Source organism: Pseudomonas sp. GYB4201, assembly GCF_056312595.1.
Genome location: NZ_JBWGIG010000021.1, coordinates 29,568 through 43,664, shown reverse-complemented (window position 1 = coordinate 43,664; position 14,097 = coordinate 29,568). Strand labels below are relative to the sequence as shown.

Here is a 14,097-nt window from a genome sequence, read left to right as displayed (position 1 = left end):
TGTGTACGTAGCAGCTGCCGCAGGCTGCGTCCTGTTACCCAGGACGCGGCCTGCGGCCGCTGCTACGGTTAGGCTGGGGTGGCGCCGGCGGCGATGGAGGTGCTGCCGGTTTTACCGTTTGGGCCGTACACCGCTGCCGCTTCGGGCACCAGCTTGAGCAGTACCAGGTACACCACCGCCGCCAGGCCCAGGGTCACTGGCAGGCTGATGTCGATGCCGCCGGCCAGGTTGCCCAGCGGGCCGACGAACTGCCCCGGCAGGTTGACGAAGCACAGGCCTACCAGGGCGCTGGGAATCCAGGCCCCCAGGCCGCGCCAGTTCCAGCCGTGGTGGAACCAGTAGCGGCCACCCTGTTCGCCGCGGGTGAACACCTGCAGGTCATCGGGGCAGTACCAGCCGCGGCGCACCAGTAGGCCGATCAGCATGATCACCATCCACGGCGTGGTGCAGGTGATGATCAGCACCACGAAGGTCGACACGCTCTGCACCAGGTTGAAGGCGAAACGGCCGATGAAGATGAACGCGATCGACATCAGGCCGATCAGCAGCGTGGCCTGCACCCGCGACAACAGGCGCGGGAACACGCTGGACATGTCCAGGCCGGTGCCATACAGCGAGGTGGTGCCGGTGGACATGCCGCCGATCACCGCCAACAGGCACACCGGCAGGAAGAACCAGCCCGGCGACACCGCCAGCAGGCCGCCGACGTAGTTGTTGTTGGCGATGTAGTCCGGCGCCTGGGTGGCGACGATGGTCGCGGTGGCCAGGCCGAACAGCAGCGGCAGCAGGGTAGCCAGCTGGGCGAACACCACTGCGCCCATGATGCGCGCCTTGGAGGTGCTGCGCGGAATGTAGCGCGACCAGTCGCCCAGGAACGCGCCGAACGAGATCGGGTTGCTCATGGCCACCAGCGAGGCGCCGATGAAGGCCGCCCAGAAGCCGGCCTGGCCGTGGCTGACGGTACCGGCGTAGTTCACGTCGAAGGCCCCGGCGAAGGCGGCGATGCCCGACAGGAACAGGATGCTGGCGGTCCACACGGCGATCTTGTTGACCCACAGCATGAAGCGGAAGCCGTAGATGCACACGGCCAGCACCAGCACCGCGAACAGCCCGTAGGTCAGGCCCAGGGTCAGGTCGGTTTCGGGCAGGCCGATCAGGCGCTTGGCGCCGCCCACCAGGGCGTCACCCGAGCTCCACACCGACAGCGAGAAGAACGCGATGGCGGTCAGCAGCGACAGGAACGAGCCGACAATGCGCCCGTGCACGCCGAAGTGCGCACCGGAAGACACCGCATTGTTGGTGCCGTTGATGGCGCCGAACAGGCCCATGGGCGCCAGGATCAGCGCGCCGACCAAGGTGCCCAGCAGCACGGCCACCAGGCCCGCCTGGAACGACAGCCCGAACAGCACCGGAAAGCTGCCCAGCACCGCGGTGGAAAAGGTATTGGCGCCGCCGAAGATCAGGCGGAACAGGTCGAGGGGCTTGGCATTCCTTTCGTGGTCCGGGATCTGTTCGACCCCGAAGGTTTCTATCTGGCTGATGCTGGTCGTGCTGTTGTTATTGTTCATGATCTGCTCCGATCATTGCGGGCGCCCGTCTACGCGGGCGTCGCGGCGGTCAAGGGGAGGGCAGTGTCGAGGGTGCAGCGGACAAGTGTTCGTGGCAGGCCAGCCAGCGGCCTTCTTGTTGTTGGCGAAACACAATGGTCTCGCGCTCCTGGCTAAAGTACAGCTCCCCTTGCATGCGCAGCTGGGTGGCCACGTCATGCATGAATATCGCCACGTCACCCTGCAGGCTGACGACGGCGTTGCTCGAGGTGCATTCAATCACCTCGAAGCCATCCTCGCGCCGCCAGCCGTCCCACACCTCACGATAGGCATCGCGGGACAACAGGGGCTGCGCAAGGGTGTGGAACACAAAAGTGGCATCGGCCGTGAAGGCGTCGAAATACGCCTCGCGGTCGTTGCTGGCAAAGGCGGTGACCAGGTCGCGGGCGGCTTGCAATACTTGTTCTTGTTTGCTCATGGCCATGTCCTCAGCGGTGGACCACGCCCGGCAGCACGCAGAGCATTTCGTACAGCAGGTTAGCGCCCAGCAGCGAGGTGTTGCCGGTGGTGTCGTAGGGCGGCGAGACTTCTACCAGATCGCAGCCGACCAGGTCCAGGCCCTGGCAGCCACGCACGATCTCGATGGCCTGGATGGTGGTCAGGCCGCCGATTTCCGGGGTGCCGGTGCCAGGCGCCCAGGCCGGGTCGATGCCGTCGATGTCGAAGCTCAGGTACACCGGGCCGTCGCCGACCTTGGCGCGCACTTCTTCCATCAGCGGCGCCAGCGACTTGTGCCAGCACTCTTCGGCCTGCACCACGCGGAAGCCCTGGTTGCGGCTCCAGTTGAAGTCCTCGGCGGTGTAGCCCTGGGCGCGCAGGCCGATCTGCACCACGCGGTCGCAGTCCAGCAGGCCTTCTTCCACGGCGCGGCGGAAGGTGGTGCCGTGGGCGATTTTCTCGCCGAACATGTGGTCGTTGACGTCGGCGTGGGCGTCGATGTGCACCAGGCCTACCTTGCCGTGCTTCTTGTGGATGGCGCGCAGGATCGGCAGGGTCACGGTGTGGTCGCCGCCCAGGGTCAGCGGGATGACGTTGTGTTCCAGGATCTCGTCGTAGGCTTCTTCGATGATGCGCACGGCGTCCAGCAGGTTGAAGGTGTTGATCGCCACGTCGCCGATGTCGGCCACCGACAGCGAGTCGAAGGGGGCGGCGCCGGTGGCCATGTTGTAGGGGCGGATCATGACCGATTCGGCGCGGATCTCGCGTGGGCCGAAGCGGGTGCCGGAGCGCAGGGAGGTGCCGATGTCCAGCGGAATACCGACGAAGGCTGCGTCCAGGCCGGCTGCGGTTTGCAGGTGGGGCAGGCGCATCATGGTGGCGATGCCGCCGAAACGCGGCATTTCGTTACCGCCCAGTGGTTGGTGAAGAATCTTGTCCACGGGTTACCTCATCGTTTGTATTTTTTCTTTGCGCTCGGTCAAGGCCGGCACGTTGAGGCGGAGTCTGCATAAAGGTAGTGACCCTGAAGAATCGCTACAGAGAAATACTTAGTTCAGATTTTTCTGAAGTAATGGCGTTACACTAATCCCACACCCCCCGTAGCAGCGGCCAAAGGCTGCGTCGCTTTTTCGTGCGATGACGCAGCCTTCGGCAGCTGCTACGGGCCCTTGAACTCCTGATGTGATGCCATGGCCAACGCACTTCCCGACCTGAAACTGCTGCGCATCTTCGTCAGCGTCGTCCGCCACCAGGGCTTCGCCAACGCCCAGCAGGAGCTGAACCTGTCCACCTCGGCCATCAGCACCTACATGAGCCAGCTGGAAGCGGCCCTGGGCATTGTGCTGTGCCACCGCGGCCGCGGCGGTTTCAGCCTGACCAGCAAGGGCGAGCTGTTCCACCAGGAGACCCTGCGCCTGCTGGCGGAAATGGAAGGTTTCGAGCAGTACGCCGCCGCCCTCAAGGGCGAGCTGCGCGGCACCCTCAACCTGGGGGTCATCGACTCCACCGTCAGCGACCGCGCGCTGCCGTTCGCCGAGGCCATCGGCGCCTACTGCCAGGAGCACCCGGCGGTGCACCTGCACCTGTCGGTGTCCAGCCCCTACGAGCTGCAACTGGGGGTGCAGGAAAACCGCCTGGACCTGGCCATCGGCGCGTTTTCCACGCGCATGAGTGGCCTGGTCTACCAGCCGCTGTACCGCGAGCAGCACTGGCTGTACTGCAGCAACCGCCACCCGCTGTACGCCGAGCGGCGCATTCCCGAGCAGGTGATTACCCAGCAGCGCATGGTCGGCCGTGGCTACTGGAGCCAGGCCGAATTGGCCCGCCACGGCTTCAAGCACAGCGCCGCCACGGTAGAGAGCATGGAGGCGCAGCTGATCCTGGTGCTGTCGGGCGCCTACATCGGCTACCTGCCCGAACATTACGCCCAGCCTTGGGCCGACAAAGGCGACCTGCGGGTGCTATCACCGGCCACTTTCGGCTATCAGGCGCCATTTTCCATGATCACTCGCCGCGGTCGCAGCCGCGAACCCTTGATCCAGACCTTCCGCGACCTGCTCAAGGCGCAGCTCACGCCGGTATGAATCCAGCGGTGCGGCGCTGGGTCGCACCGCTAAAACGCCATTATTTGTGCGTTTGCCGATACTCGGCGCGTCGAACGCCCCTACAGCCCTGAAATGCTCTGCTACACCTTTCAGAGCTTGATGACACATTTTCTCATCGACAGCAGGGACGGCCCAACGATGCGCATGAATTTGCCCATTACCGAACACGAACGCACCTTTTCAAGCGACCAGCGGCTGATCTCCACCACAGACCTGAACAGCAACATCACCTACTGCAACGATGCCTTCGTCAGCATCAGCGGCTTCACCTACGACGAGCTGGTGGGCAAGCCCCACAACCTGGTGCGCCACCCGGACATGCCGCCGGCAGTCTTCGCACAGATGTGGGAGACCATCAAGCTGGGCAAGCCGTGGATGGGCGTGGTGAAGAACCGCGCCAAGAACGGCGATTACTACTGGGTGAGCGCCTACGTCACCGCCATCTACGAGCACGGCCGCATCAGCGGTTTCGAGTCGGTGCGCTCGGTGCCCAGCCGCGAGCAGATCCGCCGCGCCAGTGAACTGTATGCACGCCTGCGGGCCGGCAAATCCCCGGTGGCGCCAGCGGCGCGTCTGGGCAAGGCGTTCCTGCGGGGCTGGCCGATCCTGGCCGCGGCGGTGGTCTCGGTGGTCAGCCACTTCCTCCTCGATGGCTACCCGGCGTTGCTGGTGGTGCTGGCCAGCCTGGTGGGCGCCTGGGCGCTGACCGAACGGCGCCAGGTGCGCGACATCGAACGCACCCTGGGCGACCACCCGAAATCCTTCACCAGCCCGCTGGTGGCCCTCACCTACAGCGACACACCCGGCGCCCAGGGGCGCCTGGACCTGGCCATGTTCAGTGAAGAAGCGCGGTTGCAGACAGCGCTAACCCGGCTGGTGGACGCCGGCGTCAGCGTGCGCGAGCGCGCCTCGCAGTCGTCGGGCCTGTCCGGCGCCCAGGCCGAGCTGCTGGACCGCCAGCGCAGCGAGACCGACCAGTCGGCCACGGCCATCGCCGAGATGGCCGCCACCATCCAGGAGGTCGCGCACAACGTGCAGAACACCGCCGTGGCCGCCGCCGACGCCGACCAGCTCGCCCAGCAGGGCAGCGCCCTGGCCCAGCAGAGCCTGCAGGCCATGGGCCTGATGAGTGGCGCGGTCAGCGAGATTGGCCAGGCGGTCAACGCCCTGGCCCAGGAGACCCAGTCCATCGGCAGCGTCGCCGACGTGATCACCGCCATTGCCGAGCAGACCAACCTGCTGGCGCTCAATGCCGCCATTGAAGCGGCGCGCGCCGGCGAGCAGGGCAGGGGCTTTGCCGTGGTGGCCGACGAAGTGCGCTCGCTGGCCATGCGCACGCGCACCTCCACCGAGCAGATCCACCAGATCATCACCTCGCTGCAAGCCGGCGCCGACCGCGCCGTGCACACCGCCACCCGTGGCGAGCAGATCTCCAGGGACAGCGTGCAGAGTGTCGAGGCCGTGCAGACCGCGTTGGTGGGCATCACCCAGGCGGTGAGCCGCATCACCGGCATGAGCCAGCAGATGGCCACGGCCTCGGAGCAGCAGAGCCACGTGGCCGAGGACATCAACCAGCAGATCACCCGCATCGCCCAGCTGTGCGACCGCAGCGCCACCCAGGCGCGCGAGGGCGCGCAAGTCAGCCAGGAACTGGAGCGCATGGCGGAGTACCTGCACGACCTGGCAGAGCGCTTTAGCCGCTGACCTGTCGCGGGTTTCGCCGTCCCGTAGCCGCTGCCGCCAGGCTGCGCTGGCCCTGAGCCTCGCTGGAGATCTGCGGGGTATGCAAGGGCCAGCGCAGCCTTCGGCAGCGGCTACAGTTGATGGGCGTGGAAGCTGGGTTCTGTGGCAAAATGGGGCATGCCTCGAATCATCTGCCCCCGCTGCAACCGCCCTGAATCCCGCTGCCTGTGCGCGCTGATCCCCAGCCTGCCCAGCCGTACCCGCGTACTTATCCTGCAGCACCCCAGCGAGGTCAACCACGCCCTCAACACCGCGCGCCTGGCGGCGCTGGGGCTGGTGAACGCCGAGTTGGTGGTGGGCGAAACGGTTGACCCGGTCCTGCTCAACCCGCCCGGCTACCGCGCCTGCCTGTTGTTCCCCGGCGAGGACGCGCAGCCGCTGGCCGCCAGTTCCGCGGGGCAGCAGCCGATGCTGCTGGTGGTGCCCGACGGCACCTGGCGCAAGGCGCGCAAGCTGCTGCACCTCAACCCCGTGCTGGCGGCGTTGCCACGGGTGACCCTCGACGGCGCGCCGCCTTCGCGCTACCGCTTGCGCAAGGCGCCTGCGGCTGGCGCGCTGTCCACCATCGAGGCCATCACCCAGGCCCTGGAAGTGCTGGAAGCCCCCGCGTCATTCCAGGCGCTGCTGGCGCCTTTCGACGCGTTGATCGACGGCCAGATCGCGGCCATGGGTGAGGACGTCTACCGGCGCAATCACGTCCAGGAGTGAATCGGCCAGCCGGCCTTTTCGGCGTGTTCGCGCAGCACCGGGTCGGGGTTGACCACCTGGGGGTGGTCGACCTTGAGCAGCAGCGGCAGGTCGTTGCGTGAGTCGGAGTAGAAGGTCGCGCCCTCGAGGTTTTCTTCTTCCTGGTCCAGCCATTCCAGCAGGCGGGTGATCTTGCCTTCGCGGTAGGTCAGGGTGCCCACGGTGGCGCCGCTGTATACGCCGTGTTGCACGTCGAGGTCGATGGCCAGTATCTCGTCCACGCCCAGGCGCTCGGCGATGGGGCCGACCAGGTGGGTGCCCGAGGCAGAGATGATCAGGATGCGGTCGCCAGCCCGGCGGTGGGCGGCGATGGTCCTGGTGGCTTCGCTGAAGATGATGGGCTCGATGAAATCCTCCACCCAGGGGCCCACCAGGTGCTCGACCTCCTCGGGGGTGCGGCCGATCATGGGTTCCAGGCTGAAGGCCATGTAGTCTTCCATGGCCAGCTTGCCCTGGCTGTAGGCGTCCATGAGTTCGTTGTTCTTGCGCATGAACGATTCGGGGTCGACCCAGCCTAGGCGGCCCATTTGTTCGCTCCACAGGGTTGCGCAGTCGCCGTGGATGAGGGTTTCGTCCAGGTCGAAGATTGCCAGTGCCATACAAGTAGTCCTTCAGATTGGTTCACAAATTTCAGCCGCACCGCTATCCCGCTTTTGATCTTGATCCCGTGAGGCCTTTGATCTTGATTGTGTGCCCCATAAAGCGCCAGGGCCGACTGGAGGCGTTGGCCAAGCGGTCCACGGCGTAGCCGGGGAAGACGGAACCGGAGGCGCTTCTATTCCGGGCCGTCGGCCGCTTGGGCGACGCCGGAGGGAGGGGACCCGCAGCGAAGCGGAGGGACCAAGCAGGGGCAAGCCTTTTTTGCTTACTTTTTGTGGCGTTTGACAAAAAGTGAGCCGCCGTAAGGGCGGAAAGGTGACTGTGCATCACCTCGGTAATGGATATGTTCATGACCTTTGAATCTCGCTTCTGGAGGTTTTGGACATATCCATTTTCGTGGTGCGGTAACTTTTTGGCAGTCGCCCCAAAAAGTCACCAAAAAGGGCTTGCCCCTGCTTGGGCCCTCCGCTGCGCTACGGGTCCCCTCCTTCCGGCGCCGCTCAACGGGCAGACGGCACCCGCTATAGAAGCGGGCGGGTTACCGTCTCTTCGGCCTGCGGCCTCGGCCCTTCGGGCAGCCCGTTGATCGACGCCTCCAGTCGGCCCTGGCGCTTTACGGGGCATACAATCAAAATCAAAAGCCAGATCAAGATCAAAAGCCAGATCACAAGCAGATCAACAGCGGATCAACATCAAAAGCTCTTTTGTCAGGCTACCTCACAAAGTGCCTGTGCATCGATAGCCAGCGACACCCGTTGCCCGTTGGGCAGCAAATCGCTCGCCGAGCGGTTGAGCACGTCGACCACCAGTTCCACGCCGCGCGCATGCACCCGGTAGCGAATCACGTTGCCCAGCAAGCTGTGGCTACGGATCTCGCCTTCCAGCTCGCCGGTCAGGCTCAGGCTGATGGCCTCCGGGCGGATGGCCAGGCGGGTGTGTACCGGGCGTTGCAGCAGTTTGCCGGCCTGGTCGCTGTCGAGCAGGTTGTAGTTGCCGATGAAGCCGGCGGCGAAGGCGTCGGTGGGGGCGGTGTAGAGGCTCTGGGCGTCGCCGCTCTGCACGATCAGGCCCTTGTTCATCAGGAAGATGCGGTCGCTCATGGTCAGGGCTTCTTCCTGGTCATGGGTGACGAAGATGGTGGTCAGGCCCAGTTCCTGCTGGATGGCGCGGATCTGTTCGCGCAGGTGCTTGCGGATGCGCGCGTCCAGGGCCGACAGCGGTTCGTCCAGCAACAGCAGGCGCGGGCGGGTGACCAGCGAGCGGGCCAGGGCCACGCGCTGGCATTGGCCGCCGGACAGTTGGTGCGGGTAGCGGTTGGCCAGGTCATGCAGCTCTACCAGGCGCAGGGCCTCGTCCACGCGCTGGGTGACCTGGTCCTTGGCGACTTTCTGCATGCGCAGGCCGAAGGCCACGTTCTGCTGCACGGTCATGTTGGGGAACAGCGCGTAGCTCTGGAACACCATGCCGATGTCGCGCTTCTGCGGGCTCAGCGGCACCAGGTCGTGGCCGTCAAGCAGGATGCGCCCGCTGTTCACCGGGGTCAGCCCGGCGATGCAGCGCAGCAGGGTCGACTTGCCGCAGCCCGAGGGGCCCAGCAGGGTCACGAATTCGCCCCGGGCGATGGTGAAGTTGATGTCGCTGAACACCGGGGTGTCGCCGTAGTGCTTCTGCAGTTGTTCGACGCTGACGAAACTCATATCAGTCTTTGTCCTTGTTCAGGCGGTTGGCGGCCCAGGTCAGCACCAGCACGAACACGAAATAGGAAATCACCAGCGCGCTGTTGAAGTGCCCGCTGCTGTTGCGCATGTTGTTCAGGTACACCTGCAGGGTCTCGTAACGGGTGCCCACCAGCAGGTTGGCGAACACGAACTCGCCGAACAGGAACGAGAACGACAGCAGCAACGCCACCAGCAGGCCCTTGCGCAGGTTGGGCAGCACCACCAGCAGCGCCGCCTTGAAGGTGCTGGCGCCCAGCAGGTGGGCGGCGTCCATCAGGTCGCGCAGGTTGATGGCCTGCAGGTTGTTGGTGATGGCCCGGTACATGAACGGCAGCGCTACGGTGAAGTAACAGCCGATGAGGATCCACGGCGTGCCGACCATGGCCATGGGCCCGGAGCCGTACAGCTGCAGCAGGCCCACCGACGACACCACCGGCGGCACCGCGAAGGGCAGCAGAATGAGGATGTTCATCAGCGCGTCCAGGCGCGGGAAGTGGTAGTGCACCACGAACAGCAGCGGCAGGATCAGCACCACCGACAAGGCCAGCGAGCCCACGCAGACGATCAGCGACTGGCCGAACGCGTGCAGGAAGCGCGTGTCGCTCCACAACTGCACGTACCACTGGAACGTCAGGCCGCTGGGCAGGATGGTCGCCGACCAGCTGGTGGCCAGGGAGTAGAGCAGGGTGCCCGCCAGGGGCAGCAGCAGGATCAGGAACAGCAGCCACACCACCACGCGGTGGTACAGCGCCGCCGGGCTGGCTTCAGCGCGCGACATGGTAGCTCCTCTTGAGTAGCCACTGGTGGACCACGGTGACCAGGGTCATCATGCCCACCAATATCATCGCCAGGGCGGCGGCCAGGTTGGGGTTCAGGCTGATGTCGCCGGCCACCATGGCGGCGATGCGAATGGGCAGCACGTTGAAGTTGCCGGTGGTCAGCGCGTACACCGTGGCGTAGGCGCCCAGGGCGTTGGCCAGCAGGATCACGAAAGTGCCCAGCAGCGCCGGGGTCAGCACCGGCAGGCCGATGTGCCGCCAGTACTGCCAGGCGCTGGCGCCCAGCAGCGCGGACGACTCGCGCCAGTCCTCGCGCAGGGCGTCGAAGGCCGGGTACAGCAGCAACACCCCCAAGGGTATCTGGAAGTAGGTGTAGAGGATGATCAGCCCGGTCTTGGAGTACAGGTTGAAGTCCTCGATGATGCCGGCCTGCTTGAGGATCATGGTCAAGCTGCCGTTGAAGCCCAGCAGGATGATGAACGCGAACGCCAGGGGCACCCCGGCGAAGTTGCTGGTCATGTTGGCGAAGGCGCTGACGAAGTCGCGCAGCTTGGAGTCGACCCGGCGCAGGGAGTAGCTGCCCAGCACGGCGATGATGATGCCGAACAGGCTCGACCAGAAGCTGATCTCCAGGCTGAACTGCATGGCCTGGCGGTAGAAGCGCGAGCTGAAGGCGCTGATGAAGTTGTCCAGGTTCCAGCCGCTGTCGGTCTGCAGGCTGTGGATGGCCACCCACAGCAGCGGGGCGATCTGGAAGATGAAGAACACGGCGGCGAAGGGTATCAGCAGCAGGATGGCCCAGCCGCGCCCTCTGGTTGGCTGGCTCACTTGAGCAACTCCCGGCACAGCGGTTTGTCGTGGGGCACGCCCAGCAGCTCGCACAGGGTGCCGCACAGCTCGGTCTGGCGCGGGCGTGCCGCGGGGTCGAGGCTGAAGGCGTCGCCCAGCACGAACAGCGGCACTTGCCGTTCTTCGGGCAGCAGGCCGTTGTGGGAGCGGTCGTTGTTCATGCCGTGGTCGGCGGTAATCAGCACCTGGTAGCCGGCGTCGAGCCAGCCTTGCAGGTAATCGGCCAGGATCACGTCGGCGCCGCGGGCGCTGTTGCGGTACTGGGCGCTGTCGAGGCCGTGCTTGTGCCCGGCGTCGTCGATGTTCATGGGGTGGATCAGCAGGAAGTCCGGCTGGTGCTTGAGGCGCAGGTCTTCGCCGTCGGCGAACAGGTGCGAGTCGGGGTAGTTGTCCGCCCAGTAGAAATGCCCGAACTGGATGGGCAGCTGCGGCGCCTGGGTGTGGCGGTCGCGGGCGGCGTTGAACGGCGAGCGGTTGTACAGTTCGCTGACCCAGTGGTAGGCGGCCGCCGCGGTGACCTTGCCCGCCGCGCTGGCGTAGTGGAACACGCTGCGCTGGTTGGACAGGCGGCTGACGTTGTTGTGCACCACGCCGCTGTCGATGGGCGCCACGCCGGTGAGAATGCATTCGTACAACGGCCGCGACAGCGCCGGCAGCTCGCACTCAAGCTGGTACAGCGCGGCCTTGCCGGCACCGACGTAGGCCTGCAAGTGGCCCATGGCGTGCTCGGCGACCTGATGGCTGAGGCCGTCGAGCAGCACCAGGAGGGTTTTGTGGTTCATGGGCGAAACTCCAGAGGCTCCCGTAGCAGCGGCCGCAGGCCGCGTCCGCAGGCGCTGGTGATGCACGGGCCTGGGACGCAGCCTGCGGCAGCTGCTACGGGGGGTATCAGTTCATCTCGATGATGACCTGCTCGTTCCACTTCTGCGGCAGCTCCTTGGAGCTCTTCTCCCAGGCGTCGGCGTTCTTGATCGGCTTGGCGTTCTTGTACTGCTCGTTGGGCAGCAGCTTGGAGGCCACGTCATCCGGCAGCTTCAGGTGCTCGGCACGAATCGGCCGGGCATGGCCGCGCGCCAGGTTGAACTGGCCTTCGTCGCTGAAGATGTACTCACGCGCCAGCTTCGCCGCGTTGGGGTGCTTGGCGTATTTGTTGATGATGGTGGTGTAGCCGGAAATCACCGTGCCGTCGGAGGGGATCAGCACCGTGAAGCGGGTGGGGTCGATCTTGTCGCGGTAGCTCAGGCCGTTGAAGTCCCACACCACGCCCACTTCCACTTCACCCTTTTCCAGGGTCTGGATGGTGGGGTTGGCCAGCGACAGGCGCTTCTGCTGGGCCAGCTTGGTGAACAGCTCCAGGCCAGGCTGCAGGTTGCTTTCGTCGCCGCCGCGGGCAATGGCTGCGGCGAGCACGCCGTTGGCCGCCTGGGCCGCGGTGCTCACGTCACCGATGGCCACCTTGTACTTGCCTTTCTCAAGGTCGGCCCAGCTCTTGGGCGCGTCTTCATCCTTGACCAGCTGCTTGTTGATGATGAAGGCGATGGTGCCGGTGTAGGCCAGGGCCCAGTGGCCGTCCTTGTCTTTCGCCCAATCCGGCACCTGGTCCCAGGTGGTCGGCTTGTAGGGCTGGGTCACGCCCTGCTTCTCGGCGATGGGGCCGAAGGCGGCGCCCACGTCGCCGATGTCGGCGCTGGCGTTGTCTTTCTCGGCGGCGAACTTGGCCACTTCCTGGGCCGAGCTCATGTCAGTGTCCATGTGGGTCAGGCCGTACTTGGCCAGCAGCCCCGCCCAGGTGCCTTTCCAGTTGGCCCAGTCATCGGGCATGCCGACGCTGTTGACCGCGCCTTCGGCCTTGGCGGCCGCTTCCAGGGTGTTCAAATCGACGTCGGCAGCCATGGCGTTGATGCTCATGGTGATGCCCATGCCTACCAGTGATGCCAGGAAAAGCTTTTTCATCCGAAGCTCCTTGGGCGCGTTCAGCGAACGCTGGTTTTTATCTGGACGGTGTCGCGAGGTGGTCTAGATCAGCAAGACCTGAGCCAATCTAGGTGGGGGTGATGACAATTTGATGTATGGCGGGCTGGCGCGGGCCTTGCAGCGGCCTTGGCGCTGCCCGTGGGGAATAAGCGTAGTTCAGATTTAACTGCCTGATCTGCAACGGCTTGCGCTGCTTGATGTAGGGCTTTTCCGCGATGCTTGTCATCCCGCGGTCATTTATTTTGCCTAGGCTGCAGCCATGGCCCACCGCCGCCAGCGCTGCCCCTTTTTGTCGCTGGTCTAGTCCAGACAGGTTGAAACGATGCGTAACAGTGCACCCCGAGCCGTCACCGCCATCTGCCAGGCGCTGCAAGAGCAAATCCAGCATGGCCTGCTGGCCGCCGGTTGCAAGCTGCCGGCCGAGCGCAAGCTCAGCGAAGTGTTCGACACCACGCGCATCACCCTGCGCGAGGCGCTGGTGCAACTGGAGGCCCGGGGGCTGATCTACCGCGAGGAACGCCGCGGCTGGTTCATCTCGCCGCCACGCCTGACCTACGACCTGATGAAGCGCAGCCACTTCCACGCCATGGTCCGCGAGCAGGGCCGCGAGCCGTCCACCCAGCTGCTGTCAGGCCGGCTGGTGCCCGCGTCGGCGGCGATCTGCGCCAACCTGCAATTGCCGCCGCTGTCCAGCGTGATCCAGCTGTGCCGCACCCGCTGCATCGACCAGCGCCTGGTGCTGTACGTGGAGCACTACCTGAACCCGCAGTACTTCCCCGGCATTCTCGACCTTGACCTGAACCAGCCGCTGACCGAGATCTACGCGCGCCACTACGGCATCGAGTATGGCCGGGTGCGTTTTGAAATGGCGCCGACGGCGCTGCGGGCCGAGGCCGCCAGTGCGTTGCGGGTGTCGCTGGGCAGCCCCGGGTTGCGCATCACCCGGGTCAACCATGACCAGCAGGGGCGGCTGATCGACTGTGACCTGGAGTATTGGCGGCACGACGCCATCCGGCTCAGTGCCGATGTCTCGCCGCCTTGATTTCCACTTCCGTCAGCCAGAACAGCGACGCCTGGCCGATGCGCAGCGACGCCTCGGGCGGTGACAGCTCCCAGATCTCGCCGTCGTAGATCTGGAAGGTCTGGCCGCTGCGCGAGTAGCGTTCGCCCTGGTAGTTGAAGCTGTAGCCGGCCTTGCGCACGCGCTCCAGGTAATGCTGGCGTGCGGCGCGCTGCTCGGGCGGCGAGCTGAGCTCCGAGACCATGCCGAGGAAACTGTCCAGCGGGTAGTCAAAGCAGCGCAGCGCCTGGCGGTTGGCGTAGATGAAGCGCGGGTTGTCGCTGCCGTCATGGGCCAGCAGGCCGTAGGGCGCCTGGTCGTGCACCCACGACAGGTCCACCGGCGCGCCGGGGATGGCCATGGGCAGGTGCTTGCCGGTGTGCCTGAAATACGCCTCGTCGATCTGCATCAGCTGGCTGGCAAGGTCGGGGCCAAGCATCGCGGGTTCCCTCTACTGCACTTGGAAGAAGTCGAAGC

At 65.3% G+C, this 14,097-nt stretch carries 13 protein-coding genes and 2 pseudogenes; 5 read left to right on the top strand and 10 right to left on the bottom strand.

What is annotated here, in order from left to right:
* Positions 1–60 precede the first annotated feature (60 nt).
* The 3 genes and pseudogenes from AC0Z2B_RS19830 to speB form a co-directional block, all read right to left on the bottom strand.
* A pseudogene (locus tag AC0Z2B_RS19830) lies at positions 61–1,568 on the bottom strand (purine-cytosine permease family protein); the annotation flags it as partial.
* 49 nt (positions 1,569–1,617) lie between these two features.
* The gene (locus tag AC0Z2B_RS19825; RefSeq protein WP_416422939.1) at positions 1,618–2,025 is read right to left on the bottom strand and encodes a YybH family protein; all 408 of its coding nucleotides are present in this window, start codon (positions 2,023–2,025) and stop codon (positions 1,618–1,620) included.
* Positions 2,026–2,035: 10 nt separating this feature from the next.
* Complete coding sequence (speB, locus tag AC0Z2B_RS19820) at positions 2,036–2,986, bottom strand: agmatinase (protein ID WP_027977277.1); 951 nt, start codon at positions 2,984–2,986, stop codon at positions 2,036–2,038.
* Between the two features lie 249 nt (positions 2,987–3,235).
* Here speB and AC0Z2B_RS19815 point away from each other — a divergent pair, with 249 nt between their 5' ends.
* The 4 genes and pseudogenes from AC0Z2B_RS19815 (at position 3,236) to AC0Z2B_RS19800 (ending at position 6,601) form a co-directional block, all read left to right on the top strand.
* Complete coding sequence (locus tag AC0Z2B_RS19815; protein WP_416422940.1) at positions 3,236–4,129, top strand: LysR family transcriptional regulator; 894 nt, start codon at positions 3,236–3,238, stop codon at positions 4,127–4,129.
* A 93-nt stretch (positions 4,130–4,222) separates the two neighbouring features.
* A pseudogene (locus AC0Z2B_RS19810) lies at positions 4,223–4,600 on the top strand (PAS domain-containing protein); the annotation flags it as partial.
* Positions 4,601–4,738: 138 nt separating this feature from the next.
* Positions 4,739–5,854: a methyl-accepting chemotaxis protein gene (locus AC0Z2B_RS19805; protein ID WP_476298956.1), complete on the top strand. Its 1,116-nt coding sequence runs from the start codon at positions 4,739–4,741 to the stop codon at positions 5,852–5,854.
* A gap of 156 nt (positions 5,855–6,010) precedes the next feature.
* Positions 6,011–6,601, top strand: coding sequence for a tRNA-uridine aminocarboxypropyltransferase (locus tag AC0Z2B_RS19800; RefSeq protein WP_476298879.1), 591 nt, complete (start codon positions 6,011–6,013; stop codon positions 6,599–6,601).
* Here the strand turns inward: AC0Z2B_RS19800 and AC0Z2B_RS19795 are convergent.
* The 6 genes from AC0Z2B_RS19795 to AC0Z2B_RS19770 all read right to left on the bottom strand — a co-directional run bounded on the left by AC0Z2B_RS19795 (position 6,586) and on the right by AC0Z2B_RS19770 (position 12,539).
* Entirely contained in the window at positions 6,586–7,239 is a 654-nt protein-coding gene (locus tag AC0Z2B_RS19795; RefSeq protein ID WP_476298877.1) for an HAD family hydrolase, read from the bottom strand. The two genes, AC0Z2B_RS19800 and AC0Z2B_RS19795, sit on opposite strands and share 16 nt — an antisense overlap.
* A gap of 708 nt (positions 7,240–7,947) precedes the next feature.
* Positions 7,948–8,937 carry an ATP-binding cassette domain-containing protein gene (locus AC0Z2B_RS19790; RefSeq protein ID WP_473005639.1) on the bottom strand — a complete coding sequence of 330 codons (990 nt, stop codon included), beginning with the start codon at positions 8,935–8,937 and terminating at the stop codon, positions 7,948–7,950.
* A 1-nt stretch (position 8,938) separates the two neighbouring features.
* Entirely contained in the window at positions 8,939–9,736 is a 798-nt protein-coding gene (locus AC0Z2B_RS19785) for an ABC transporter permease (protein ID WP_416422944.1), read from the bottom strand.
* Positions 9,723–10,565, bottom strand: a complete 843-nt coding sequence (locus AC0Z2B_RS19780; protein WP_473005641.1) for an ABC transporter permease subunit — start codon at positions 10,563–10,565, stop codon at positions 9,723–9,725. The genes AC0Z2B_RS19785 and AC0Z2B_RS19780 overlap by 14 nt, the downstream gene beginning before the upstream one ends.
* Positions 10,562–11,368, bottom strand: a complete 807-nt coding sequence (locus AC0Z2B_RS19775) for an alkaline phosphatase family protein (protein WP_476298875.1) — start codon at positions 11,366–11,368, stop codon at positions 10,562–10,564. Before AC0Z2B_RS19775 ends, AC0Z2B_RS19780 begins: the two co-directional genes overlap by 4 nt.
* 106 nt (positions 11,369–11,474) lie before the next feature.
* Positions 11,475–12,539 carry an ABC transporter substrate-binding protein gene (locus tag AC0Z2B_RS19770; RefSeq protein WP_416422947.1) on the bottom strand — a complete coding sequence of 355 codons (1,065 nt, stop codon included), beginning with the start codon at positions 12,537–12,539 and terminating at the stop codon, positions 11,475–11,477.
* Between the two features lie 343 nt (positions 12,540–12,882).
* Here AC0Z2B_RS19770 and phnR point away from each other — a divergent pair, with 343 nt between their 5' ends.
* Positions 12,883–13,602 carry a phosphonate utilization transcriptional regulator PhnR gene (phnR, locus tag AC0Z2B_RS19765; protein ID WP_476298873.1) on the top strand — a complete coding sequence of 240 codons (720 nt, stop codon included), beginning with the start codon at positions 12,883–12,885 and terminating at the stop codon, positions 13,600–13,602.
* Here phnR and AC0Z2B_RS19760 read toward each other — a convergent pair.
* Positions 13,577–14,059 (bottom strand): MEKHLA domain-containing protein, encoded by a 483-nt coding sequence (locus AC0Z2B_RS19760; RefSeq protein WP_476298871.1) that lies wholly within the window; start codon positions 14,057–14,059, stop codon positions 13,577–13,579. The genes phnR and AC0Z2B_RS19760 overlap by 26 nt on opposite strands.
* Between the last annotated feature and the right edge of the window lie 38 nt (positions 14,060–14,097).